Origin of the sequence: Nonomuraea sp. KM88, from assembly GCF_052245635.1 — a bacterium.
In the GTDB taxonomy this organism is placed as follows: Bacteria; Actinomycetota; Actinomycetes; order Streptosporangiales; family Streptosporangiaceae; genus Nonomuraea.
The window spans coordinates 769,583-795,064 of the sequence record NZ_JBQQCC010000002.1 but is presented as its reverse complement, the minus strand read 5'-3'; the positions used below and the strand labels follow the sequence as shown (position 1 = coordinate 795,064).

Genomic DNA, 25,482 nt, shown 5'->3' with positions numbered 1-25,482 from the left:
TTCCGGACGCCGCAGGTCGCCGGACCCCGCGGCCACGGCCGCGAGGTCCGGCGCTACCTGGAGGCGTGATCCGCCACCGGGCGGGCCCGGTCGCGGGCCAGCACCTGCTCGCAGGCCAGCAGCAGCACCCCGGCGCTCCAGGCGTGCGACAACGTCAGGTACATGCCCTTGGGCTGGAAGCAGTCGGTCTGGTAGTAGCGCTCGGTGATCATGCCGCGGTAGGCGTTCAGGTCGCCGTCGGCGGCGGGCAGCAGCTGGCGGAAGCAGGCCAGCGTCTCGTACGCCCGCTCGGCGTAGTAGGGGTCGCCGAGCGCCTCCGACAGGGCGATCAACTCGTCGGTGCACACCAGGCCGTAGGCGTGCAGGTGCTGGTTGGACGGTGAGGCCTGGTCGGCGCCGCGGGTGGCGAAGCCGTACACGCCCAGGGGGGTGCGGGGGCCGAAGCGCACGTTGTAGGAATAGCGGAAGGTGAACGTCCAGTCGGCGGCCCGGCGGGCCAGGTCGAGCCAGCGGGCGGCGCCCGTGGCGCGGTGCAGCGCCATGTACGCGATCACGGCCGCGTAGCCGTCCTCCGACGTCGGCGCCAGGTCGACGTCCTCGGGGGCGCCATAGATGAACTCGTCCTCGACGAAGGCCGCGTAGTAGCCGCCGGCCCGTTCCGCGGCCCGCAGGTACGTCTCGCCGCCCGCCTCGCACAGGGCCGCGATCCAGGTCAGCCCGGACGCGCCCGACCAGGACAGCACCTCGCCGGTGGCCGCGTGGTGCAGGGTGCCGAGGTTGCCGTCGGGCCGCTGGCGGGCCACCATCACGTCGAGGTTGGAGCGGGCCGCCGCCTGCCAGGCCGGGTCGGGCCGGTGGCGCAGCGCCCGCAGCAGGAACAGCGTCGCCTCCCCCAGCGTGCGGGCGTGCAGGGCGTCCTTGGTGTGGCTCCAGCTCTGCGACCAGCCCGAACGGCGGTACCACGTGCCCCAGAACGTGCCGGACGGCGACAGGTTGGCGCAGATGAAGTCGATCACCCGCGAGGCGGCGGCCACGTGCTCGGGCCGGTCGGTCCGCAGGCCGTGCTCCAGCAGCGCGGCCGCCCACGGGATGCCGCTCACCCAGCCGACGTGCATGGCCTGCCGGTCGACCCGCTCGCCGTCGGCGCCGCTGACCTCCCGGTCGAACCCGACCGTCTCCAGCAACACGCCGGGGTCGGGGTCGTAGTGCCAGCGGTGGAGGCCTTCGGCGGCGATGCCGGCCGCCTCCTCCACGTCCTGCCACGGCTCGACGGGCGCGGCGGGCAGGCGCAGCTCGCGGTCCTCGCGCAGCAGCGGCGCGTACGCGTGCCGGTCAGCCGGCAGCGGGCACGTCGCCACGGTCAGCTCGCGCGACTCGCCGGGCTGCCACACGTGCGTGGCGGCCTCGGCGGGCAGCGGCAGCGCCGAACCGTAGTAGGTGATCGGGAACTCCTGGTACGGGAAGAGCAGCGCGATCGTCGCCTCCCCCGCCGCGTGCTCGACGGCCAGGCCGGTGGTGCCGAGCGCCGACTCCTCGTCCGCGATCAGGCAGGCGCCCGCCTCGTCGCCCCACACCATGACGGCGGGGGTGGCCGCCCGGTCCGCGCGGAACCCCCACCGGGCCGAGACCATCTCGTCGGGCCGGTCCGCGCCCACCTCGAAGCGGGGGAACACCCGCCGGCACGCCGCCGGCCGGTTCTCGCCGTAGAACAGGCCGGGAATGAGCCACCACGGCTCGGCGGCGGGCACCCGCCTGCTGACGCGGACGGTGCCGGCGGAGGGCTCGGCACCGTCGTACCGGATGGTCAGGCGCAGCTCGCGGCGGCCGGACGCGCGCCGCTCGCCCCACCGCCCGCTCATGATGTACGGCCCCGCGCCCAGCACCTCGACGGCCACCTCGCCGCCGCCGGGGTCGGCCATCACCAGCGGACCGGTCACCATGACTCCACGGTGAACGCGCCCCTGCGGCTGCCGAGCTCCAGCAGGTCGGTCTCCACGGCGGAGTGCGGATCGTCGAGCGGGATCCTGAACGTACGGATCTGGCTCGGCCCGAAGTCGGCCGTGATCCTGACGCCGGCCAGCGGGATGTCGAGCGTGGCCGCGGCCGCCCGACCGGTGCTCTCCACGGCGCGTACCACCAGATCGCGCGGCGCGTCCTCGTGCAGCTTCACCGCGGTCACCATGACCTGGCCGCCGCCGTCGTCGAGGTAGCCGCGCGCCGGGGGAAGCGGGCCGTCGTGGAAGCTCTCCAGCATCGCCCGCACCGGGGAGCCGAGCACCGCCGCCCGGCGGGTCAGCCCGGCGGCGCGCCAGTCGCCCGCGTGCGGCACCAGCAGGTACGTGAACCGCTGCGTGCCCTGGTCCTGGTACGAGTAGTGGCCGTCGGGGTCGAGCAGCCGGGGGTCGTGCCAGGCGTAGACGGGGCTGCGCACGGCCGTGATGCCGATGCTGTGGTCGCGGCCGGCGCTCGGCGGGGCGACGTCGTAGCCGTGCTTGGCGTTGTTCACCACGGCCAGCCCGGCGCGCGCGCCGTCGACGGCGCCCGACAGGTCCACCCAGGACTGGGCGGGCTCCTCGGCCCCGTCGATCGGCCTGCCGAGATGCGCGAACGGGATCTCGTACGTGGCCGCGGGGCTCTCCAGCGCGACCGGGAAACGCAGCTTCATCAGGTGCGCCCGCTCGCGCCAGTCGAGCGTGACCCGCACCTCGACCGCGTCGTCGTCGCCCGCGCCCAGGGTGAACTCCTCGGTCATCGTCGAGCGGCCCCACGCCCGCTCGACCCGGATGCGGGCGCGCAGCGGGCCGCTCTCGCGCAGCACGATGCCGGTGGTCGCCATCGCCTCGCCAGGCCAGTCGTAGGACACGACGCGGTGTCCCCACGTGTCCGTCGGGTCCGCGCAGATCTGGGTGTGCTCGCCCGCCGCCCCGGCCACCAGGTCCACGCCGGTGCGCTTGTCGAGCAGGCTCGTCAGCCAGCCCGTGGCGGGGTCGAGCTCCAGGCGGAGCACGTCGTTCTCGAGGTGCAGCTCGGAGGCCGACAGCGTGCCGGCCGCGTGCATGCCGGGGCCCTGGCGCAACCGGTAGAGGCGGTAGCCCAGCGGCGGCAGCTCGGCCTGGAACACGGTGGCGCCGCGGCCCTTGTCGTCGGTGGTCGCCACCGACTGGGTGCGCTGGCACGGCACGTCGGCGCCGTCGGCGTCCACGACGTGCACGCCGTTGGGGGCGAGGCCGTACTGCATCTCGACCCGGGTGGTGACCGGCCACGGGTGCGGGTTGAAGACGATCACCGGCTGGGTGCCGGTCTCCTCGGGCACGCGGACGTCGCGGGCGATCACGTTGTGCGCCCTGGTGATGATCCGCTTGGAGATCGCCACGGCCTCGCCGAGCTGGTCGCGGGCGTCGTCGTAGGCGGGTTCGATGGCCGAGCCCGGCAGCACGTCGTGGAACTGGTTGAACAGCACCTGCTTCCACGCGCGTTCGAGGTCGGCGCGGGCGTCGTGGCCGGCGATCGCGGCCCACCGCTCGGCCGACAGCACGGCGGCCTGCGCCCTGCGCTGCCACGCCTTGACGCCGGAGTGGGCGGAGTAGCACCCGGCCGCGTGGTGCTGCAGGTCGTCGCGCCACACCGGCAGGTCGGCCAGGCCCTGCTCTCCGAGGCGCTTGGCCATCTCGTCGAAGTAGCGGCGCGGCGACGACATCGTCAGCTCGCCGAACGTGCCCATCCGGTCGTAGCGGTGGATGGACTCGATGTTGGCCTTGGTGGGCCCGCCGCCGTGGTTGCCGACGCCGTAGAAGATCATCAGGTCGCCGAGCGAGCGGTCGAGCTGGCCGAGCGCCTTCTCGGTCTGCCCCGCGACCTCGCCGGGCGGGCTGCAGTATTCGAACGGGATGCGGTACGCCAGCACGCGGTTGCCGTCGGGCGCCTCCCACCAGAACATCGTGCCGGGCAACTCGCTCTCGTGCGGCCCGGGGCGCAGGAAGCAGTAGGAGTCCATGCCCTGCCCGCGCAGGATGGCGGGCAGCATGGCGTTGTGGCCGAACGGGTCGACGTTCATGCCGACCGACGCGGTGACCCCGAACTTCTCCTTCAGGTAGCGCTGGCCGTACAGACCCTGGCGGACGAACGACTCCCCCGACGGCATGTTGCAGTCGGGCTCCACCCACCAGCCGCCGGTCATCACCCAGCGGCCCTCGGCGACCTTCTCCTGGATCCTGGCGAACAGCTCGGGGTCGGACTCCTCCACCCACGACAGCAGGACGACCTGGTCGCAGGTGAAGACGAAGTCGGGATATTCGTCCATGCGGTGGATCGCCGACCAGAACGTCGCCCGCGCCTCCTGGTAGCCCTCCTGCCACGGCCACAACCACACCGGGTCGAGGTGTGCGTTGCCGATCATGTGCAGGGTGCGGCCGGGGGTGGCGGCCGGTCGCGGCGCGCGGGGCAGGTCGGCGGGCTGCGCGCCCGAGGGGGCGTTCGCCATGGGGGCGGCGGGCGTGCGGTCGGAAGGCGTGGGGGCGGCGGGCGTGGGGTCGGAGGGCCTGGTCATGCGGCGGCCCATGCGTCGACCTTGTCGCTGATCATGTGCAGCATCAGTGTGTGGATCTCCTGGATGCGCGGGGTCTCGGACGAGGGGGCGAGAAGGAGGTGGTCGGCGTGCCTCGCGGCGGCTCCGCCGTCGCCGCCGCCGAAGAGTACCGTGACCGCTCCCCTGCTCTGTGCGGTCGCCAGGGCCTCGACCACGTTGGGCGAGTTTCCGCTGGTGGTGAACGCCGCCACGACGTCTCCGCGCCGGGCGAGGGCCTGGACCTGCCGGGCGAAGACCTCCTCGTAGGCGTAGTCGTTGGCGATGCACGTCATGACCGTGGCGTCGGTCGTGAGCGTCACCGCGGGCAGCGGGCGGCGGTCGCGCTTGTAGTGGCCGACCAGCTCGCCCGTGAGGTGCTGGGCGTCGGCCGCGCTGCCGCCGTTGCCCATCGTGTAGAGGGTGCCGCCGCCGGTGAAGGCCTCGATGAGCAGGTCCGCGACGGCCTCGACGGCCGGGACCAGCTCCGCCATGCGGCGGGCCGCGGCGAGATGGCCTTCGACGTGCCCGGCCAGCACGGGCGGCAGCCCGGCCGCCTCGGCTCCGCCCGTGTCGCGGGACGTCGGGGACGACTCGGGGAACGGTCCGGACGTCTCGGATGACGGTCCGAACGTTCCGGACGTCTCGCGGGACGCTCCGGACGTCTCGGCGGACGGGTCGTGCGGGGTCGGGGTGGAGGGTGCGGTCAGCGGGGGCAGGTCAGGCATCGGTCTTTCCTGTGACGAGGTCGTGTGCGACGGCTCCGGCGCCCACCACGCACACCCCCGCGCCGAGCTGGGCGAGCTCGATGCGGGCTGCGCGGGCCGCGGGAGGCATGGCGTCCCTGGCGACGGCGGCGGCGACGGGGTCGAGGAGCCGGGCGCCGGAACGGGTGACGCCGCCGCCGAGGACGACGAGTTCCGGCTCGAAGGCGTTCACCAGGTCGGTGATCGCGGTGCCGAGCGCCCCGGTGGTCTCGTCCCAGATCTCGTTCGCGAGCGCGTCGCCGGCGGCCGCCGCGAGGGAGACGTCCTCGGCCGTCGGGGACTCGATGGCGGACAGGGACGAGGCCCGCCCGGCGGCGACGGCCTCGCGGGCGCGCTCGGCGATGGAGGTGCCGGACGCGTACGCCTCCAGGCAGCCCAGCCGGCCGCACGAGCACGCGCGGCCGCCGGGCCTGACCATCACGTGGCCCAGCTCACCGCCGTTGCCGGCCGCGCCCCGGTGCAGGCGCCCGCCGATGACGGAGCCGCCGCCCACGCCGGTGGACACGGTGAGGTAGAGCATCGTGGACGTGCCCCGGCCCGCGCCATGACGGAATTCGCCCAGGGCGGCGGCCGTGGCATCGTTCTCAAGCGCGGACGGGACGCCGAACGCCTCCGCCGCCATCGCGCCGATCGGGATGTCGATCCACCCGGGCAGGTGCGGCGGGCACTCCAGCACCCCCGCCGCCGCGTCGAGCGGCCCGCCGCAGGAGATGCCGACGGCCGCCACGTGGGGCGCGCCCGCCTCGGCGATGGCCTTCCTGCCCAGGTCGAAGAGCCTGGACAACACGCGCCGCGGCCCCTCGTCCCTGAGGGTGGGGATGAGCTGCCAGCCGTGGATCCGGCCGTCGCCGGTGACGACGCCGGCGGCGAGCTTGGTGCCGCCGATGTCCAGCGACAGAACGGGGGGAAGATCGTGCTCCATTGGGCCTCCGACGGGAACGGGCGCCGCACACAGGACTGTGACATCGTTCCCACACGGGATCCTAGGGCGACCTTTCCCCACGGGTCAACGCGACATATGCCGAAATGTCAGATCTCGGGGGGTGGTGCGGTGGACTCGCGGCTGATCAGCCGCACGTTGAGCACCGTGGTGACCGAGTCGGCCTCGGGCATCTCGATCCGCTCCGACAACCGGCGTACGGCGGTCGCGCCCAGACCGTACGTGTTCTGCGAGACCGCGCTGACCGTGGGCGAGACCATGCTCATCCAGGGCGCGTCGTCGAAGGCCACGAGGCTGATGTCGCCGGGCACCCGCAGCCCCAGCTCGCCGATCGCCCGCCAGACGCCCTCGGCGAGCACGTTGTTGGCCGCGAAGACGGCCGTGGGCCGGTCGGGCCCGCGCAGCATGCCGAGCGCCCTGCGCCGGGAGTCGGCGACGTCCCAGCCCGACGAGACGACCAGCTCGGGCTCGACCTTGATGTCGCCCGCCGCGAGCGCTTCGAGATAGCCCTGGTAGCGCTCGTAGCCGGTCGTCCAGTCGGTCTCGTCGATGAACAGCGCGATCCTGCGGTGACCCAGCTCCACCAGGTGGGAGGTGGCCGTGCGGGCGCCGACGCGGTTGCCGACCACGACGCCGTCGGTCGAGCCCGCTGCGAACTGCCGGTCGACCTCGACGACCGGGATGCCGTGGGCGCCCAGGTAGGTGGAGACGGCCGAGGAGTTGGGCGTCACGACCACGCCGGCCACCCGGAGCGCCACGAGCGCCTCCGCGGCCTCGCTCTCCGCCTCGGCCGACAGGCTCGTGTCCGCCAGGACCATCGTGTAGCCGCGCTCGCGGGCCTCCCTGCTGGCGCCCGCGGCCAGCTCCGCGTAGAACGGGTTGCGCAGGTCGCTCACCAGGACGCCGACGGACCTGCTCACCTGCTGTTTGAGGGTGCGGGCCATCACGTCGGGCACGTAGCCGAGCTCGGCCGCCGCCCGGAGCACCCGCTCGCGCACGTCGCTGGCCGCGTAGCCGCGACCGGTCAGCGCCCGGGAGACGGTGGAGCGGGAGACGCCGGCGGCCTCCGCGACGTCCTTGATCGTGGGACGCCGGGAACGGCTGGGGGACGGGCGCCGCTCTACGGTCATCAATTCCCTTCCCCGACCACGTCGACCAGCGCCTCGGCGTGTTGCCCGAGGCGCAGATCGCCGATGGTCACATCGACGGCGAGGCGTACGCGGCGCCGCGGCACGGTGTCCGCGCCGAGACGGAAACGCACCTGATCCATACCCCCTCCGTCCAGCCTTAGCGTCGAAGGCCCCGGCTCGCGACGCCAGCCCGGCGGAACGACCGGCTCCACGGTGACCGTCGCCTTGCCCGGCCAGGGGTTGCGCACCGTGGCCGTCAGCGTGATCTCGCCCCCGGCGGGGACGCTCGAATAGTAAGGGGTCAGGCGGCACAGCACCGTGTCGGCACCCACATCGAGCCGGTCGAGCGGGAGCAGGTCGTGGTGGAGCGCGACGAGCTCCTCGCCGCGCTCGGTGAGCATGCGCAGGTAGTCGTCGTCCACCCAGCGGGGCCGCCAGTGGCCGCTGACCATGAGGTCGGGGCGGAGCCGCCGGTAGAGTGCGGCGCTCTTTCGGTAGTCCTCGATCCTGAACCTGTTCTTGTACTGGAAGTTCAGGATCTCCTGGCGTGCCGATTCCCCGGCCCCCGGGACGCCGTTCCCGTCCTGCTGGTCGCCGGTGACCAGCACCCGGTGCCCGTCGACCTCGAAGGCGTACGCCGCGGCGAACAGCGTGTGCCCCGGCAGGTCGTACACCGTGATCTCGTACTCGTGCCACCGCACCGTCTCCCCCAGCCCCAGCACCCGGTCGGCGGGGATCGGGTCGAACCACTGGCACGGCAGGTCGTGGTGGAGCGGCGTGGCCAGGATCGGGGCGATGTGGGACGGCGCCCAGATCTCGGTGCCCTCGACGTCGCGCAGCAGGGGCATGCCCGCCACGTGGTCGTCGTGGTAGTGGGTGGGCAGCGCCACCTCGACGTCGGTCACTCCGTGGAGCTCGCGCAGCGCGGGCAGCGACGCCAGCCACGGCCGGCGGGCCTCACGCGCGGTGCTGTGCACCAGGCCGGTGCACATGTCGTAGCCGAAGTCGAACACCATGGCCGCGCCCGTCTCCGACAGCAGGACGTAGCTGTAGGACTGGCTGCTCCTGTTCATCAGCAGGTGGGGGGTGACCTCGATGAACGGCTCGGCCAGCAGCCCGCGCACGTTCCAGGGGTGCGGGCGGCGGAAGTCGACGTAGCGCTGCATGGCCGTGGACAGCCGCGCGAGCGCGTCCGCGGGGTCGGTCATCGGCTCGCCGTGCGAGGGCAGCAGCACGTCGAGCTCCTCCCGCTGGAGCAGCTCGGAGCTCAGGACGACCATCGCGGGGCCTTCGTTCTCGGTGTAGGACCACTGGGTGGCGGCCAGCGACCAGACCTTTCCCGGCGCGTAGATCAGGTCGCCGGTGAAGGCCGCCTTCGTGCCGCCGGCCTCCACCAGGTAGCTGACGGAGCCCGGGGTGTGACCGGGGGTGGGCAGGACGCGGACGTCCACGCCGCCGTAGCGGGCCGTGCGGTATTCGGGCACCACGCCGTCGACCCGCACCGGCTCCAGCAGGGAGAAGCGGTCGTCGCGCAGGTCGTAGTCGTTGCTGATGCGCCGCCCCTGCCACATGTCGCCGACCTTCTCGAACAGGTCGCGCTCGACCGGCGGCACGTGCACGCCCACGCCCGCCTCCACCGCCCTGGCCAGGCCTTGTGCCTGGTCACGATGGTGGTGTGTCATGAGGACATCGGTGAGCCGGTCGAGGCCGAGCTCTTCCAGGAGGTCGAGCACACGGCCGGAGCCGAAGTCGATGGCGATCCCGGTGCGTTCCGCTCCCGGCTGAGCGGGAGCCGCGATGACATAGACGTGGCAGGTGTCCAAAATTCGGAACACCCCGGGCAAAACTTCGGTCACATCCTCGCTCACGAGGCGAGATTGTATCCGGTATCGTTCCCACAATGCATGCCCTGGACTGGATCGTCCCCCATCCGAAAACGATCAATGTCGGCCGGTCGCACGTGGACCTCAGCGGATGCCGCATCCAGCCCGGCCCCGCCACCGCCACCGCCGCCCTGCGCGCTCTCGGGTCCTCCAACGCACCCGAAGGGCGGGACGCCCCACCGGTGGAGGTGGAGGTGCGGGTGGACGCCGCGGCCGGGCTGCCGCCGGAGGGATACACGCTGAGCGCCGCCCGCGACCGCGTGCTGATCGTCGGCGCGGACCCCGCGGGCGCCTTCTACGGCGCGCAGACGCTGCTCGCCCTGACGGCGGCCCCGGGAGCCCACTGCTCCGAGCATCGGGTGTGCGTGCCGGAGGCCGAGATACGCGACTGGCCCGACCTGCCGCTCCGGGGCACCATCGAGGGTTTCTACGGCACTCCGTGGACCCACGACGCCCGCATGGAACACCTGCGCTTCTCCGGCAGGCACAAGCTCAACGCCTACGTCTACGCCCCCAAGGACGACCCGTTCCACCGGGAGCGGTGGCGGGAGCCGTACCCGGAGGAGGAGCTGGCGAGGCTGGCCGAGCTGGTGGCGGAGGCGGCGGCGCGGCACGTCAGGTTCGTGTTCGCGCTGAGCCCCGGCCTGTCGATGGTCTACAGCGACGCCGGGGAGCGGGCGGCGCTGCGGGCCAAGGCGGAGCAGGTGTGGGAGGTGGGCGTCAGGGAGTTCGCGCTGCTCTTCGACGACATCCCGCCCGAGCTGCGGCACGAGCCCGACAGGGAGGAGTTCGGCACGCGGGAGGGGGCGAGCGCGAGCGCCCACGCGGCCGTCTGCCGCGACTTCGCCACGGGGTTCCTGGCCACGCGCGGGGCCGACCGGCCGCTGACCATGGTGCCCACCGACTACGCCGGCACCGGCGCGACGGCCTACCGCGACCGGCTCGCCGCCGAGCTGCCGCCGGACGTGCTGGTCTGGTGGACCGGGTCCGACATCGTGGTGGGCGAGATCTCCGCGCGCGACATGACCGCCGCCGCGCTCTCCTACGGCCACCGCGTCGCCCTGTGGGACAACTTCCCGGTCAACGACTTCGACTTCGACCGGGTCTTCCTGGGTCCGCTGGTCGGGCGGGCGACGGAGCTGGACGGCGTACCGCTGGAGGGCATCACGGCCAACCCGATGGTGGAGGCGGCGGCGTCGCGGATCGCGCTCACGACCGTGGCCGACTACGCCTGGCATCCGGCGGCCTACGACCCGGCCCGCTCCCACGAGCGCGCGGTGCGGTTGCTGCCGGGCGTCACGGAGCTGCTGCCGCTGGTGGAGGCGTGCTCGTCCTGGCCTCCCGGCGCTGACCAGAGCCCGGTGCTCACGTCCCTGTGCGCGGACGCGCTGAAGGGCGAGCCGTCCGCACGGCTGCGCGCCGAGCTGACCCGGCTGGCCGAGCTGCCGCCGGACGTGCCGGGGCCGATCGCCGCGGAGCTGGCCCGCTGGGTGGCGGCCGCCAAGGACATGGCCGTGGCGGGCCTGACGGCCCTCGACCTGCTCGCCGCCGTCCCGGACGCCCGGCCCGCCCGGGCCGCCGCCGTGGCGCGGGCGCTGGCCAGGGCCGAGGAGCACAAGGCGAACGTCCTGCGCCGGGTCATCCCGCCGTTCGTCCGGGCCGCCCTGGAGCAGGCCGGCCACTCCGCCACGCCCTGACCGCGCCGGCCGCTCAGGGCGGCGCGGTCAGAGGGAGAGCACCTGGCCGGCGGCGGAGAGGTCGTCCTGAAGGGCGGTGACGTCGATGTCCTGCACCGCCTTGCCGCTCCCCGCCGCCTGCGCCGCGGCGAGCCCGGCGGCGTGACCGAGCATCTGGTACTGCACCTCCATCCGGATGGAGGAGAACGCCACGTGCGAAGCCGACAGGCACACCGGCACCACGAGGTTGCCGCATTCCGCGCGCCGGGGCACGATCGCCGCGTACGGGATCTGGTAGGGGGCGACCCCCACCGACAGGTAGCCCTCGGTGACGACCATCGGCACCGGGTCGGGATGCTCGTACACCTGCCGCCAGGTCCGCTGCACTTCGCGGATGTCGAGGTGGTACGAGCCCATCGCGACGGCGTCCGGCTGCGGGCGGCTCCGGACGAGGTCGTGTTCCGTCAGGTGCCTGTCCCCCAGCATCCGCCGCGCCTCCCGCACGTACAGCTGGTGCGGCAGGTGGCCGGTGTCGGCGAACTCGTCGGGCGGCAACCCCCAGCGCCCCAGCTCGGCCCGCACGCTCGCGGGCACCTCGGGGTCGTGGGAGAGGAAGTACAGCAGGTCCTGGGCGTGGTGCAGGTGGTGCAGCCGGATGCGCTCGCGCTCGCCGCGGCCCGCGTCGGGGTAGTCCCAGGCGGAGCGGTCGAGCACGCTGAGAGAGAACGGCCCGAGCGAGTTGCCGTCGCACTTGCCGTTCGGGAGGTTCGGCGCCAGGCCGACGAGGCGTCCGGCGCGGGGCTCGACGCCCTGCTCGCGCCAGTGGCGGAACAACCGCCGTCCGAGCTCCCAGTGCTCCTCGTCGTAGCCGGGCCGCCGCTCGATCGGTATGCGGTCGCCGGCGCTGGTCAGGCAGACGCGGTAGCCGTACGACATGACGCCGCCGTCGCCGGCGCCCACCTCGGCCATGGGCCCGTCGGCGACCTGCGGCAGCAGCGTGCCGTCGGCGCGGAACGGGGAGATCCACGGCGGGAAGTTGTGCATGCCGGGCACGACCTCGCGCCGCCCGGCGAGGGTCTCGCCGTGCAGCGTGCGGTCCTCCCTGCCCACCCGGTACGACACACCCGCGGCGGCCATCAGGTCGCCCTCGTAGCTCGCGTCCACGAAGGCGCCGGCGGTGTAGTCGCCCTGGCGGGTGACGGCGGAGAAGATGCGGTCCCCTGAGGTGACCACCGTGCGGAGCGGGGCGTCGTACACGACCTCCACGCCGGCGCGTTCCAGCCACGCCACGAAGATGCCCTCGGCGACGTGCGGCTCCGGCCCGGCGTAGTGGCCGGGAGCCACGCCGTAGGCGTCGGCGACCGCCTGGCGGAACTCGGCGGCCATCCCGCCGAGCACGCGCGAGTCGCCGATGTCGGTGTAGCCGAGCCCGCCGGAGGTCATGCCGCCGACGTGCCGGCCGGGTTCGAGCAGCACGGTGTCGAGGCCGCGGCGGGCGGCGGCGACGGCGGCGCACACGCCCGCCGACGTGGCGCCGTACACGACCACCTCGGCCTGCCTCATCGCCGCCACCACCGCGCCACCTGGCGCAGGTCGTCGCCGGTGATGGGTTCGCCGGTGTTGTCGATGGACTCCACGTAGTAGAGGGCGGGCACGCCGAGCGACGGTTGTTCCCGCGCGTAGGCGAGCCAGTCGGCCCGGCTCGGCATGGGCCACTGGTCGGTGTCGACGAGGTGCTCCGGCATGGCGTGGACGGCCACCGCGTGGCGGAAGCGGAGCTGGTCGACGGCGGGCACGGGCTCGCCGCGGGCGTCGAGCTCCAGCACGTCGTTGAGCCTGATCATGTCGCTGACGTCCGCGAACGCGGGGTGCGGGGTGTGGGTGATCATCAGGGCGTCGGGCTTGACGCGTTTGGCGGCGGCGTACATGGTGCCGAGCAGTTCGTGCAGGAGGGAGAGCCCCCACGTGGAGCCGTACGCCTTGAGGTGCGATCCGCTGGGGAACCACTGCGTGAAGTCGATCTTGAATCCGTCGGCGTCGAGGTCGCCGAGCAGCCGGCGCATGATCTCGCCGATCCTGCGCCGGTAGGCGGGGTTGGACGGGTCGGCGGCGACGGCGCGGCCCGCGGCGTCGGTCACGCACTCCTCGGCGGGCAGCCCGTCGGGCGACCACGCGCGCCACCACAGCAGCACCCGCTGCCCGCGCGCGTGCCGGTCGGCGATCCACTCGCGCAACCTGGGCCACTTGTCGGGGTCGGGTTCCTGGTTGCCGTAGGTGAGCTGCCACCGGTCGTCGATGACGACGGTGGCGGGCACGACGCCGTGCTCCTCCAGCCTGGCCAGCCACGTGTCGTAGAGGTCCTGCCGGGACAGCTCGACCGGGGAACGTCCGTCGGCCCGGGCGCACTGGGCGCCCCAGCCGCAGAAGATCGTCCCGCTCCACCAGTCGTGCCGCTCCGCGACCGGCCCCCGCGGGGCCAGGCCGTGCTCGACGAGGTCCTCCCGGTGGTGGGAGATGGCCTCCCAGGGGGACGACGCGGCGCGGAACACCACAGCAGGCGACGTCCACGCGCCGCTCACCGCCGTCTGGCACTCGTAGTCCAGCCGCAGCAGCGCGCCGCCGTCGAGCGGCTCGTACCTGAGCTCGGTGAAGGTCAGGTCCGCGATCCCGGCGCGCACCGACGCCCCCAGCCAGGGGCCTTCTGGTACGGAGGTCGCGCCGCCGTCGGGCTCCTCCTTGCTGAAGGCCAGGGCCAGCGGCGGCGGCGAGAAGACGGCGTGCAGGCGGCCCGGCGAGGCGTCGCCGATCACGGTGAGGGCGAGCGGCGCCGACACGGGACGCACCACGTGCACCGGGTGCGTGGGCGTGGGGTTGAAGACGCCGCGCGCGTGCACCGCCGAGCGGAACGTGCCGGCCGCGCGGGTGTTGAGCACGGCCCGCCCGCCGAGCAGCGTCACGTCGCCGATCACGCCGTCGCCCTCGACCCGCACCTCCAGCGCGATCGTCTCGGGGGTGCAGGTGAGGCGGACCGTCTTGGCCTCCCACGCGGTCGAGCGCTGCGGGAAGTCGAAGACCGCCACGTCGCCGCGCTCGGCGAGCACGGGCGGCGATGTCTCGTACGTCTCGTCGCGGTCGCTCCTGGTGGAGACGGAGGCGATGAGGCTGAGCGTCAGCCAGCCTTCCAGCTCGGCGCTGGGGTCGGTGCGCGAGACGGTCAGCCGGTAGTGCCCGCTGTCCAGGTGGTAGGCGGTGTCCGTGGTGGTGATCCGCATGGTCTAGCCGTAAGCCTCGATCCTGGGCAGGGCGGGGGCGGCGCCGCCCCCGGCGATGAGCCGGGCGTAGTAGCGCCCGGAGTCCTTGATCGTCCGGGCGCCGGTCGCGTAGTCGACGTGGACGAGCCCGAACCTGGGCCGGTAGCCCAGCGCCCACTCGAAGTTGTCCATGAGCGACCAGTGGAGGTAGCCGCGCACGTCGGCCCCCGCGTCGATGGCCTCGCCGACGGCCGCCACGTGGTCGCGCAGGAAAACGATCCTGCGGATGTCGTGGACCCGGCCGTCGTGTGCGGGCGTGTCGCCGAAGACGCCGCCGTTCTCGGTGACCATCAGCGGCGTGGCGGGGAAGCGGCGGCTCAGGCCGATCAGCAGGTCGCGCAGCGCCGCCGCGTTGATCTCCCATCCCTCGTCGGTCCTGGCCACGTCGCCGCCGGGCCCGACGACCCGCCAGGGGAACGGGCCGGGCGGCGCGGCGGCCATGACGCGCCTGGTGTAGTAGTTGACGCCGAGGAAGTCGCTGCGCCCGCCGATGGCGGCCTCGTCGTCGTCCTGGATGAAGTCCAGGCCGTGGCCGAGCGCCCGTTCCCAGTGCTCGCGCATGTCGGCGGGGTAGCCGCCGGCGAGCAGCGGGTCGAGGTACCACCGGTTGACGTAGCCGTCGGAGCCGGTGGCGGCGGCCCGGTCGGCCTCGCTGTCGGTGGCCGGGTCGCAGGGGAAGAGGCTGAGCGCCGCGCCGGCCAGCACGCCGGGGTGGGCGTGCAGCACGTCGGCCGCCGCGCCGTGGCCGAGCAGCACGTGGTGACCGGCTCTGACGGCCGTGCCCAGGTCGGCGACGCCGGGGGCGTGCAGGCCGAGCTGGTAGCCGAGCAGCTGGATGATCCACGGCTCGTTCTGGGTGATCCACCAGGTGACGCGGTCGGCCAGCCGCCCGGCGACCGCCTCGGTGTAGGCGGCGAAGGCGGCCACGGTGGCGCGCTCGGCCCAGCCGCCGGTCAGCGCGGCGGGCATGTCCCAGTGGTTGAGCGTGAGCACGGGCTCTGCCCCCGCTTCGAGCAGCGCGTCGGCGAAGCGCTCGTAGTGGTCGAGCGCCTTCGGGTCGGGGCGCACGCCGTCGGGCATGACCCGTGACCAGCCGGTGGAGAAGCGGTAGGCGCGCAGCCCGAGCTCCTTGACCAGCTCGACGTCCTCACGCCAGCGCACGAAAGAGTCGCACGCCCGGGAGCCGTCGCCGCCGCCCTCGACGGCGCCGGGCCGGCGGCAGAACACGTCCCACACCGACTCGCCCCTGCCGTGGTGGCCCTCGATCTGGTACGCGGACGTGCCCGCGCCCCAGAGGAACCCGCCGGGAAAGCTCATCCCTTGCTCCCCGTGGTCGCGATGCCCTTGACGAAGTGTTTCTGGCCGATGAAGAACAGGATGATCATCGGGATAGTGGTGATCACGCTGGCCGTCATGACGATCTCCCAGTGCCAGTCGCCGCCGAACCCGAACTGGTCGAGCAGCGCCTTCAGCCCGCGCGGCACGGTGAACGTGCTGGAGTCGCGCAGGTAGATGAGCGGCCGCATCAGGTCGGTCCAGGCCGCCTGGAACTCGAACAGCAGCGTCACCACGACCGCCGGCTTGCACAGCGGCAGGGCGATCCTGGTGAAGATCTGCCAGTTGTTCGCGCCGTCGATCTTCGCCGCCTCGAACGGCTCGCGCGGCAGCCCGAGGAAGAACTGGCGCAGCAGGAAGATGTAGAAGGCGCTGCCGAACAGGTTCTGGGCCCAGAGCGGCGTCAGCGTGCCGACCATGCCGAGCGAGTTCCAGATGAGGAACACCGGGATCATGGTGACCGCGCCCGGCAACATCATCGTGCCGAGCACGACGCCGAACAGCGCGCCCCTGCCGGGGAAGCGGAAGTAGGCGAAGCCCCACGCCACCATCGCGCTCGTGATCGTCACGGCGACCGCCGCCAGCACGGTCACGAAGAGCGTGTTCGCCATCCACAACGCCAGCGGCGCCTCCTGCCAGACCTGGAGGTAGTTGTCGAAGGTGAACGTCTCGGGGATCAGCCGGTTGTCGAACACCTCGCTGCGCGGCTTGAAGGAAGCGCTGAGCAGCCAGACGAACGGGTAGATGAACGCGATGGCGAACGCGCTCAGCGCGATCCACGTCAGGATCAACCGGGCGCGCCTCACGGGTTCCCCCCTTCGTAGTGGACGAACCGCCTGGTCACCAGGATCTGCACGGCCGTGATCGCCATGATCACGATGAACAGCAGCCAGGCCAGGGCGGAGGCGTAGCCCATGTGCAGGAACTCGAAGGCCTGCTGGAACAGGTAGATGGCGTAGAACAGCGCGGCGTCGTTGCTGTAGGTGGTGTTGCCCGAGCCGAAGAAGGCGGTGTACGCCTCCGTGAACGACTGCAGGGCGTTGATGCTGTCCACGATGAACAGGAAGAACAGGGTGGGACTGATCATCGGCACGGTGATGCGCAGCGTGCGCTTCCACCAGCCGGCCCCGTCGACGACGGCGGAGTCGTACAGCTCCTGGGGGACGCCGCGCAGCGCGGCCAGGATGATGACCACCGACGAGCCGACGGTCCACAGGCTCATCAGCACCAGGCCGGGCTTGACCCAGTCGGGGTCGGTGGTCCACGCGGGCCCGTCGATGCCGAAGATGCCGAGGAAGCCGTTGATCAGGCCGCTCTGCCCGTTGAACAGCATCAGCAGCAGGATGCCGACGGCGACCGGCGGCGTCATCTTGGGCAGGAAGAACGCCGTGCGGAAGAAGCCGGTGGCCTTGGTGGCGCTGTTGAGCAGCAGCGCCAGGCCCAGGGAGACGACCAGCTGGGCCGGGACCGACATCACCATGAAGATGAACGTGTTCCTGAGCGCCAGCCCGACCTTGGGATCCTCGAAGAGGGTCCGGTAGTTGTCGAGCCCGACGAACGACGGGTCGTTGATCACGTCGTAGTCGGTCAGCGACAGGTAGGCGCTGTTGATGACGGGCCACGCGGTGAAGATCAGGAAGCCGAGGATCCACGGGCTGATGAACAGCAGCGCCGCCCGGGTCTCGACGAACCGCATGGACGACCTGATCGAGGGCCGGGAGTGGGAGCGGGAGCGGGGCATCTCAGTTCGTACGCTTCGTCCAGCCGGCCCATGCCTCGTCGAGCGCCTTCTGAGCGTCCTGCTGGGCCTTGTCGAGCGCGGCCTTCGGCTCGTCCTGGCCGTTGAGCACGCGGTTCACGGCGCCCTGCCAGGCGTCCTTGAACTCCTTGTCGGCCGGGTTGGCGGGAAGGCTGAAGGTGTTCTCGTTGGCCTCGTAGACGGCCTTGACGCCCGCGTCCCAGGGCTCGCCGCCCGAGGTGAGCATCTTCTCGATCTCCGCGTCGGCCTTGACGTTGCCGGTGAGCACGCCGGTGAAGGGCTTGCCTTCGGCCTTGCGCTTGTCCAGGCGGGCCTGGGCGGCGGCCTTCCAGGTGTCCACGAGCGTCATGGTCTTGGCGAAGCGGCAGGCGGCGCCGGGGTTCTTGGAGCCCTTGGGGATGGCCCACGACGAGCCGGAGGAGTAGGCCAGGGGCTGGCCCTGCGGAGTGCGGAAGGTGTCGAAGACCAGGGACGCCTTGGGCGAGACGTCGTTGAGGACGTTGACGTACCACTGCTCCATCGCCATGGCGCCCAGCTCGTTCTTGGCGAACTGGTTGCCCTTGCCGAAGAAGTCGGCGGAGTCGCGCGCGGCCTTGACCTTGGCGAAGCCGCCCTGCGCGTCGTAGACGCCGACGGCGAACTCCAGCGCCTTGACCACGGCGGGGTTGTTGAGCTGGGCGGTCCTGCCGTCGGCCGACAGCAGGTCGGCGCCGTTGGCCTTGGCCCACAGCGGCAGGAACTCCGGCAGCTTGCTGTCGTAGCCGATCACCTTGAGCTTGCCGCCGGGTGTCTTGACCAGTTTCTCGGCCGCGGCGGTGATCTTGCTCCAGTCGGAGCCGTTGACGTCCTCGATCGTCAGCCCGGCCTCCTTGAGCAGGTCGCCGTTGGCCATGGTGATCTGGACCTGGTTGAACTCGGGAACGGCCCAGATCTGCTCGCCGAACGTCACCTGACCGAGCGCGTTCTCGTTGTACATCGAGGTGTCGATCGACTCGCCCTTGATGCACTCGGTCAGCGGCATGATCGCGCCGCGTGAGGCGAAGGTGCCGATCTGGTCGCGGTTGGCGTAGATGATGTCCGGCGGGTCGCCGGCGGCGACGGCGGACAGGAACTGCTGGATGTCGAGGTCACCCTCGATCAGCTTGATCTTCGCGCCGCCGAGGGCCTTCTCGGCCAGGTCGACGCGGGTCGTCCCGATCTCGTCGGTCGCGCCGAAGCCCATCACGGAGATGGAGCCGCTGAACGTGGCACCGGGGTTGAACTGGCCGGCCGACGGGGTCGGGGCGGCGCCGCCACCGGTGCCCTTGGCACACGAGGTGAGGGCCAGCGCCAGCGACACCGACACGACGGACCAGCGGACGAGGGGGGATCTCATGGGGTTTTCGCCTCCACACTGAGCAAGCGGGGCATCAGGCATGCTGATGACGGCCACGTGGCGCCAGGCCAGTGTGGCAACGTTCACACATCTGAGAACGTACCCATACCGCTGAAATCCCGTCAACCACTCACATCACTGCGTTTCTGTGTCGTTAGCGACAAGGGCGGGTGTGGGACGCCCGCCCAAATGCCCGCAAACCCCTACGAGACAGCCCGATACAGCACAAAGGGCCCGGCCTGGGGAGGCCGGGCCCGCGGAGGAGAAAGGTGTCAGTGGTCGGCGGCCTTCTCCGAGCCGACGCCGGTGAGGGAGCGGACCTCGATCTCGGCGTACTTGGCGGCGTTGTACTCCTTGCTCATGATCGTGCCCAGCCAGCCGCAGAGGAAGCCGAGCGGGATCGAGACGATGCCCGGGTTGCTCAGCGGGAACCAGGAGAAGTCGGCGTCCTTGAACAGCGCCGCAGGACCCCCGGAGACCACCGGCGAGAAGATCACCAGCACCAGGGCGGACAGCAGGCCGCCGTAGATGGCGCTGACCGCGCCGGAGGTGTTGAACCTCTTCCAGAACAGGCTGTAGAGGATCGCCGGCAGGTTGCCCGAGGCGGCGACGGCGAACGCCAGCGCCACCAGGAAGGCGACGTTCTGGCTCTGCGCCAGGATGCTCAGGCCGATGGCGATGGCGCCGATCACCAGGGCGGAGATCCTGGCCACCACGACCTCCTGCCGCTCGCTGGCCTGGCCGCGCCGGAAGACGTGCGCGTACAGGTCGTGGGCGAAGCTGGAGGAGGAGGCGAGCGTGAGCCCGGCCACCACCGCGAGGATCGTGGCGAAGGCGACGGCGCCGATGAAGGCCAGCAGGATCGTGCCGCCCACCGAGCCGAAGATCTCCTCACCGATCCGCAACGCGAGCAGCGGCGCCGCCGTGTTGCCTCCCGGGTCGCCGGCGACGATCTCCTCCCGGCCGACCAGGGCCGCCGCGCCGAAGCCGAGCACCAGCGTGAGCAGGTAGAACACGCCGATGATGCCGATGCCCCACAGCACGGACTTGCGGGCGTCCTTGGCGGTGGGGACGGTGTAGAAGCGGATGAGGATGTGCGGCAGGCCGGCCGTGCCGAGCACCAGGGCGAGACCGAGGCTGATCAGGTCGATCTTGCCCGCGAGGCCCTGCGCCTCGGTACCGTACTTCAGGCCAGGAACGAGGAAGCTGCCGGTGTTGCCCGACGGGCCGCTCGTCGTGGCCGCCTGGCTCAGCAGCGCCGACAGGTTGAAGCCGAACTTGCCCAGCACCAGCAGCGTCACCAGGGCGGCGCCGGTCATCAGCAGCACGGCCTTGACGATCTGCACCCAGGTGGTGCCCTTCATGCCGCCGAACACCACGTACACGATCATCAGCGCGCCGACGCCGACGATCGTCCAGAGCTTGCCCGCCTCCGACTCGATGCCGAGCAGCAGGCCGACCAGGGCGCCCGCGCCGACCATCTGGGCCAGCAGGTAGAAGATGCTGACGACGATCGTGGACACGCCAGCGGCGGTGCGCACCGGGCGCGGGCTCATCCGGAAGGCGAGCACGTCGGCCATGGTGAACTTGCCGGAGTTGCGCATCAGCTCGGCCACCAGCAGCAGCGCGACCAGCCACGCCACCAGGAACCCGATCGAGTACAGGAACCCGTCGTAGCCCGACAGGGCGATGATGCCGGCGATGCCGAGGAAGGAGGCGGCCGACATGTAGTCGCCGCCGATCGCCAGGCCGTTCTGCGCGCCGCTGAACGACCGGCCGCCCGCGTAGTAGTCGGCGGCCGTCTTGGTCTGCCGGCTCGCCCAGACGGTGATCCCCAGCGTGGCGGCGACGAACGTGAGGAAGAGGATCATCCCCAGGGTGGTCGAGCTCACTTCGACTTCTCCTCAACCTCGTGGCGGAGCTTGTCGGCGATCGGGTCGAGCGACTTCTCCGCGTGCCTGGAGTACGCCCACGCGATGAGGAAGGTGGAGACGAACTGCAGCAGGCCCAGGACGAGCCCCACGTTGATGTCGCCCCACAACTTGATCCCCATGAAGTCGCGCGCCCATCCCGACAGCACCACGTACAGCAGGTACCACGCGAGGAACGCGACGGTCATGGGAAAGGTCCAGCGGCGGAAGCGCCTCTTCAGGTCCTGGAACTCATCGCTCCCCTGCACTTGTTCATAAACCGATGCGTCATGTTCTTTGGTCGTCACGAGCCCTCCACTGTGATGCGGATCACGCCCAACGTAAGAGCGCAACCTACCGGTCGTGGAGATACATGGCCGAGTTGTTCGGCGAGCCGCCGCCGTCCGGCGCTTAGGTGGGAATGGCCTGCGGTGAAAGGTCTGTATGGCGCGGTGAGCGGTTGGCTTTCCCTTTCACCCCTTTACGGCCCCAGCGGTGAGCCCCTCGACGATGTACCGCCGGATCGCGGCGAAGAGCACCAGCGTCGGCAGCACGGAGATCACCGTGGCCGCCGCCATCGAGCCCCAGTCGATGTCGTACTGGGTGATGAAGGAGTTCATGGCGACCGGGATGGTCTTGGCGTCCTCGCTGTCGATGAAGGTGATCGCCAGGAACAGCTCGTTCCAGCACTGCACGAACGCGAAGATGAACGTGGCCGCGATGCCCGGCAGCATGACCGGGATCACCACCCGGACCATCGCCACCAGCCGCGAGGCGCCGTCCACCTGGGCGGCCTCCTCCAGCGCGACCGGCACCCGCTCGTAGAAGCCGCGCATGATGATCGTGGCGAACGGCACCAGCATCGCCACGTACACCAGCATCAGCCCGGACAGCCGGTTGAGCAGGTCGAGATCCGACATGAGCAGGTAGAGCGGCCCGAGCGCGATGAACAACGGGATCATCTGCGTGACGAGGAACGCCAGCATCACCGCTCCCCTGCCGGGAAAGGCGAAGCGGGCCAGCGTGTAGCCGCCCAGCACGCCGACGGCGGTCACCACCCCGGCCGAGACGAGCGAGACGATCAGGCTGTTCATCAGGTAGACGCCGAAGTCGGCGAAGGAGAACAGCTCCTCGTAGTGCTCGAACGTCACCTCGCCCGGCCAGTACTTCAGCGGCATCGAGAAGATCTCGGCCTTGGGCTTGAGCGAGGTGACGAGGATCCAGTAGAGCGGGAACAGGGTGATCAGCAACCAGGCGCCCAGCACGACGGCCTTCACCGCGGTCGCGAGGTGTCTCATCGTGCCGTTCACCGTGCCGTTCACCGTGCCGTTCACCGTGCCGTTCACCGTGCCGTTCACCGTGCCGTTCACCGGGCCGTTCACCGGGCCGTTCACCGGGCCGTTCACCGGGCCTTCTCGAATCGGGTGGCGTTGAGGTAGAAGACGCTGAAGGCGAGCAGCAGGCCGAGCACGAGCAGGCCGACCGCGCCTGCACGGCCGTAGTCGCCGCCGATGACCTGCTGGATGAGGAACGTCGTGATGATGTCGGTGCTGCCCGCGGGGCCGCCGCCGGTCATCGAGTAGATGAGGTCGGGGAAGTTCAGGATCCAGATGATCCGCAGCAGCACGATCAGGGCCAGAGTGGGCCGGATGTGCGGCAGCGTCACGTGCCAGAACTGCCGCAGGCGGGAGGCGCCGTCCACCGACGCCGCCTCGTAGAGCTCGCGGGGCACCGACTGCAGCGCGGCCATGATCATGATGGCGAAGAACGTGACGCCGTACCAGATGTTGGCCACGATCACCGAGGTCATCGCCCAGCCCGGGGTGGCGAGGAAGCCGATGCGCTCGTCGATGAGGCCCGCCTTGAGCAGCAGGTCGTTGATCACGCCGAACTGACCGTTGAACATCCACCGCCACAGCAGCCCGATGAGGAACCCCGACATGGCCCACGGGAAGAACACCCACGCCTGGTAGAGGCCGCGGCCGCGGAAGTGCCTGCGCAGCAGCAGCGCCAGCCCGAAGCCGAGGAAGAACTGGAAGAACAGCGACACGACCACCCACGTGCCGGTGTTGCGCAGCGCCGTCCAGAACCGGTCCTCGGCCAGCACGGCCCGGAAGTTCTCCAGGCCGGCGAACGGGGTCGAGGTCAGGTCGAACAGGTTGTAGCGCTGGAAGGCGATCACCGCGCCGCGGATCATCGGGTAGTACGTGAACAGCGCCACGAACACCACGCCGGGCAGCAGGCACAGCAGGATGAACCGTGCCCTGCGGATCGTGAAGGTGCGTCCCGCGGCGGTGCGTGCCGTGCTCAAGAGACCTTCTTCGCCTGGTCCGTCCAGAAGGCGTCCCACGACTTGAGCACCTCGGCGACCGTCTTCTTGCCGGTGATCAGCGCCTGGATGTCACGGTCGGAGTCGACGGTGAACTGGCTCCAGCCCGGATAGTCCACCGGCCGGATGGTGATGACCTGCTTGGGGTCCTGCTGCGCCTCCAGGTACGCCTTCCACGCGCCCTGCGAGAACTGCGGGTCGTTCTGGGCCTGCTTCGAGATCGGGATGAGCGAGTTGCCCTTGGCGAAGGCGATGCTCTGCTCGGACTCCGACAGGAACTGCACCAGCTTGACCGCCTCCTTCGGGTGCTCGCTGAAGGAGGTCGCGCCCCATCCCGCGTAGCCGACGGGCTGGAAGGCGTAGCCGGTGGGGCCCTTGGGGATGGGGGCGGTGGACCAGGCCGTGACGCCGCTCTCCTCCACCGACTTGATCACCTCCGGGTCCTGGATGAGCATGCCGGTGACGCCCGAGGTGAAGCCCTGCACCATCTCGGGGAAGCCCCACGACACCGAGTCGGGCGGTGAGGTCTCCTTGAAGATCTTGACGAAGAGCTCCAGGGCCTCGGCCGCCTCGGGCGTGGAGAAGATGGTGCTCTTGTCCTTCAGGAAGAAGGACTTCTCGGGGTCGAGCTTCTCGCCGTTGTACGCGCTGATCATCATGACCGCGTAGTCGGCGCCGCCCTTGCCGCCCCTGAACGAGTAGCCGAACCGGTCGCCCGTGGTCATCTTCCTGCCGGCCTCGTAGAGCTCCTGCCACGTGGCCGGCGGCCGGCTCATGCCCCAGTCCGTACGGTAGAACAGCGTGCGCTGGTAGAACCCGTACGGGATGAGGTAGGGCTTGCCGCCGACCTCGACCGCCTTCTTCTGGGCGAGCTCGGTCAGGTCGGACCAGCCGGACCACCCGGTGGTGGGCAGCTCGGCCAGCCAGCCGTTGTTGGAGAACGACTTGGCCGTGTGGTCGCGGACCTCCAGCACGTCCAGGTCCTTCTTGGTCTGGAGGATCTGCAGGATCTTCTGGTCGGCGCTGTCGAGCGGGGGCGAGATCAGCTCCACCTCGATGCCGGGGTTGGCCTCCTCGAAGTCGGCGATCAGCTTCTTGATCAGTTTCGTGCGGTCGGGGCTGGTCAGGCTCTCGATCATGCGCAGCCGTACCTCTCCCGAGGACGAGCCGGAGCCGCAGCCCGCGAGCACCAGCGTGACGGCGACCGCGGCCGCCAGGAGGGGGGTTTTCATGGCAGGTCTCCCGCGTGTTCTAGACAGCGCTGTCAGTCACGCTATGGTCAGCCGCGTTCAGCGGTCAATCGCCGGTGCCCATGTGCCGGCCCATGTGCCGGGCGGGTCCGCCTTCAGGCGAGGGAATCCTCCAGGGCCTGGCCGAGATCCTTGATCAGCTCGTCGGCGGGCTCCAGGCCGACCGAGAGCCGGACGAGCCCGACGGGGATGCCCATGGTGGCGCGTACGCTCTCCTCCGTGGAGAGCGCGGGTGCGTTCACCAGGCTCTCGAAGCCTCCCCACGACACGCCAATCCTGAAATATCGCAATCTATCGAGGAAACCAGCGACCTCCTGAGGCGAGTCCGTGTTCAGCACCAGGCTGAAGAGGCTGGAGAACCCCGACATCTGCCGCAGCGCGATCGCGTGGCCGGGATGCGACGGCAACCCCGGGTGGTTCACCTCCCGCACGGCCGGATGCTCCTCCAGGAAGGCCGCCACCGCCAGCCCTCGCTCCTGGTGCGCCGCCATCCGCACGGGCAGCGTCCGCAGCCCCTTGATCACCTTGGCCGCGTCGTGCGGCGACATGGCGGCGCCGTAAAGCTGGTACTCGGTCAGCGCCAGCGGCCGGATCAGGCGCGACGGCCCCACGACGACGCCGCCCACCAGGTCGCTGTGCCCGCCCGCGTACTTCGACAGCGAGTGCACCACCAGGTCGACGCCCATGGTCAGCGGCTTCTGGAAGATCGGCGTGGACCAGGTGTTGTCCATCACGCTCACCAGCCCCCGCTCCCGCGCCCACCCGGCCACCTCGGCGATGTCGACCACGGCGTAGGCCATGTACGACGGCGACTCGAAGTAGAGTAGGCGCGTGCTCGCCCTGATAGCGCTGTCACACCCCGCGAGGTCGTCCACGTGCGTATGCGTGACCCCGAATTTCTCCAGATAGCGCAGGAACTGAGTCGTCGGCCCGTAGACCGCGCCCAGCACCAGCACGTGGTCGCCCGCCGACACGAGCGACGAGATCGTCGCCGCGATGGCCCCCATGCCCGAGCCGAAACACTTGGCCCGCTCCCCCCGCTCGAGCGCGGCCAGCTTACGCTGAGCGAGATCGACCGTCGGGTTGGTCCCCCGCCAGTAGACGTAGCGCTCGTCCTCGTTCCTGACCGCCTCGCCGAGCTCCTCCGCCGTCGCGAACGCGAACAACGAGTTCTCGAACACCGGCGGGTTGACCGCGCCCAGCATCCACGGCTCGTCCTCACCCAACCGGCCACAGATCCATTCGTCATCCATGGG

General features: G+C 71.0%; 19 protein-coding genes. 1 reads left to right on the top strand and 18 read right to left on the bottom strand.

All coding sequences use genetic code 11. The features are described from left to right. Positions 1-53: 53 nt before the first annotated feature. From ACTWPV_RS09405 to ACTWPV_RS09380, 6 genes are all read right to left on the bottom strand, one after another. Entirely contained in the window at positions 54-1,940 is a 1,887-nt protein-coding gene (locus ACTWPV_RS09405; protein WP_443151404.1) for a hypothetical protein, read from the bottom strand. After that, positions 1,934-4,558: an alpha-mannosidase gene (locus ACTWPV_RS09400; RefSeq protein WP_443151403.1), complete on the bottom strand. Its 2,625-nt coding sequence runs from the start codon at positions 4,556-4,558 to the stop codon at positions 1,934-1,936. Before ACTWPV_RS09400 ends, ACTWPV_RS09405 begins: the two co-directional genes overlap by 7 nt. Continuing rightward, a complete protein-coding gene (locus tag ACTWPV_RS09395; protein WP_443151402.1) occupies positions 4,543-5,289 on the bottom strand; it encodes a D-sedoheptulose-7-phosphate isomerase in 747 nt (248 codons plus the stop codon). The genes ACTWPV_RS09400 and ACTWPV_RS09395 overlap by 16 nt, the downstream gene beginning before the upstream one ends. Beyond that, a complete protein-coding gene (locus tag ACTWPV_RS09390) occupies positions 5,282-6,250 on the bottom strand; it encodes an ROK family protein (RefSeq protein WP_347644088.1) in 969 nt (322 codons plus the stop codon). Before ACTWPV_RS09390 ends, ACTWPV_RS09395 begins: the two co-directional genes overlap by 8 nt. 107 nt (positions 6,251-6,357) lie before the next feature. Next, positions 6,358-7,398 carry a LacI family DNA-binding transcriptional regulator gene (locus ACTWPV_RS09385; RefSeq protein ID WP_443151401.1) on the bottom strand — a complete coding sequence of 347 codons (1,041 nt, stop codon included), beginning with the start codon at positions 7,396-7,398 and terminating at the stop codon, positions 6,358-6,360. Next, positions 7,398-9,266: an MBL fold metallo-hydrolase gene (locus ACTWPV_RS09380; RefSeq protein ID WP_443151400.1), complete on the bottom strand. Its 1,869-nt coding sequence runs from the start codon at positions 9,264-9,266 to the stop codon at positions 7,398-7,400. The genes ACTWPV_RS09385 and ACTWPV_RS09380 overlap by 1 nt, the downstream gene beginning before the upstream one ends. 32 nt (positions 9,267-9,298) lie before the next feature. On the opposite strand from ACTWPV_RS09380, the gene ACTWPV_RS09375 reads away from it, so the two are divergent. Beyond that, the gene (locus ACTWPV_RS09375; RefSeq protein ID WP_443151399.1) at positions 9,299-10,978 is read left to right on the top strand and encodes a beta-N-acetylglucosaminidase domain-containing protein; all 1,680 of its coding nucleotides are present in this window, start codon (positions 9,299-9,301) and stop codon (positions 10,976-10,978) included. Between the two features lie 27 nt (positions 10,979-11,005). On the opposite strand, the gene ACTWPV_RS09370 is transcribed toward ACTWPV_RS09375, so the two are convergent. The 12 genes from ACTWPV_RS09370 to ACTWPV_RS09315 all read right to left on the bottom strand — a co-directional run bounded on the left by ACTWPV_RS09370 (position 11,006) and on the right by ACTWPV_RS09315 (position 25,479). Further along, positions 11,006-12,520 carry an FAD-dependent oxidoreductase gene (locus ACTWPV_RS09370; protein ID WP_443151398.1) on the bottom strand — a complete coding sequence of 505 codons (1,515 nt, stop codon included), beginning with the start codon at positions 12,518-12,520 and terminating at the stop codon, positions 11,006-11,008. Further along, positions 12,517-14,229 (bottom strand): hypothetical protein, encoded by a 1,713-nt coding sequence (locus ACTWPV_RS09365; RefSeq protein ID WP_443151397.1) that lies wholly within the window; start codon positions 14,227-14,229, stop codon positions 12,517-12,519. The genes ACTWPV_RS09370 and ACTWPV_RS09365 overlap by 4 nt, the downstream gene beginning before the upstream one ends. 3 nt (positions 14,230-14,232) lie before the next feature. Further along, entirely contained in the window at positions 14,233-15,585 is a 1,353-nt protein-coding gene (locus tag ACTWPV_RS09360) for a GH1 family beta-glucosidase (RefSeq protein WP_443151396.1), read from the bottom strand. Next, positions 15,582-16,409, bottom strand: coding sequence for a carbohydrate ABC transporter permease (locus tag ACTWPV_RS09355; RefSeq protein WP_443151395.1), 828 nt, complete (start codon positions 16,407-16,409; stop codon positions 15,582-15,584). The genes ACTWPV_RS09360 and ACTWPV_RS09355 overlap by 4 nt, the downstream gene beginning before the upstream one ends. Beyond that, entirely contained in the window at positions 16,406-17,299 is an 894-nt protein-coding gene (locus ACTWPV_RS09350; protein ID WP_347644096.1) for a carbohydrate ABC transporter permease, read from the bottom strand. Before ACTWPV_RS09350 ends, ACTWPV_RS09355 begins: the two co-directional genes overlap by 4 nt. 46 nt (positions 17,300-17,345) lie before the next feature. Beyond that, positions 17,346-18,737, bottom strand: a complete 1,392-nt coding sequence (locus tag ACTWPV_RS09345) for an ABC transporter substrate-binding protein (RefSeq protein ID WP_443151394.1) — start codon at positions 18,735-18,737, stop codon at positions 17,346-17,348. A 272-nt stretch (positions 18,738-19,009) separates the two neighbouring features. Further along, a complete protein-coding gene (locus tag ACTWPV_RS09340; protein WP_347644352.1) occupies positions 19,010-20,608 on the bottom strand; it encodes a solute symporter family protein in 1,599 nt (532 codons plus the stop codon). Positions 20,609-20,625: 17 nt separating this feature from the next. Next, positions 20,626-20,916, bottom strand: coding sequence for a DUF485 domain-containing protein (locus tag ACTWPV_RS09335; protein ID WP_443151393.1), 291 nt, complete (start codon positions 20,914-20,916; stop codon positions 20,626-20,628). A 204-nt stretch (positions 20,917-21,120) separates the two neighbouring features. Beyond that, positions 21,121-22,053: a carbohydrate ABC transporter permease gene (locus tag ACTWPV_RS09330; protein ID WP_443151392.1), complete on the bottom strand. Its 933-nt coding sequence runs from the start codon at positions 22,051-22,053 to the stop codon at positions 21,121-21,123. Continuing rightward, positions 22,050-22,958, bottom strand: a complete 909-nt coding sequence (locus tag ACTWPV_RS09325; RefSeq protein WP_443151391.1) for a carbohydrate ABC transporter permease — start codon at positions 22,956-22,958, stop codon at positions 22,050-22,052. Before ACTWPV_RS09325 ends, ACTWPV_RS09330 begins: the two co-directional genes overlap by 4 nt. Then, the gene (locus ACTWPV_RS09320) at positions 22,955-24,208 is read right to left on the bottom strand and encodes an ABC transporter substrate-binding protein (protein WP_443151390.1); all 1,254 of its coding nucleotides are present in this window, start codon (positions 24,206-24,208) and stop codon (positions 22,955-22,957) included. The genes ACTWPV_RS09325 and ACTWPV_RS09320 overlap by 4 nt, the downstream gene beginning before the upstream one ends. 113 nt (positions 24,209-24,321) lie before the next feature. Next, a complete protein-coding gene (locus ACTWPV_RS09315; protein ID WP_443151389.1) occupies positions 24,322-25,479 on the bottom strand; it encodes a trans-sulfuration enzyme family protein in 1,158 nt (385 codons plus the stop codon). Between the last annotated feature and the right edge of the window lie 3 nt (positions 25,480-25,482).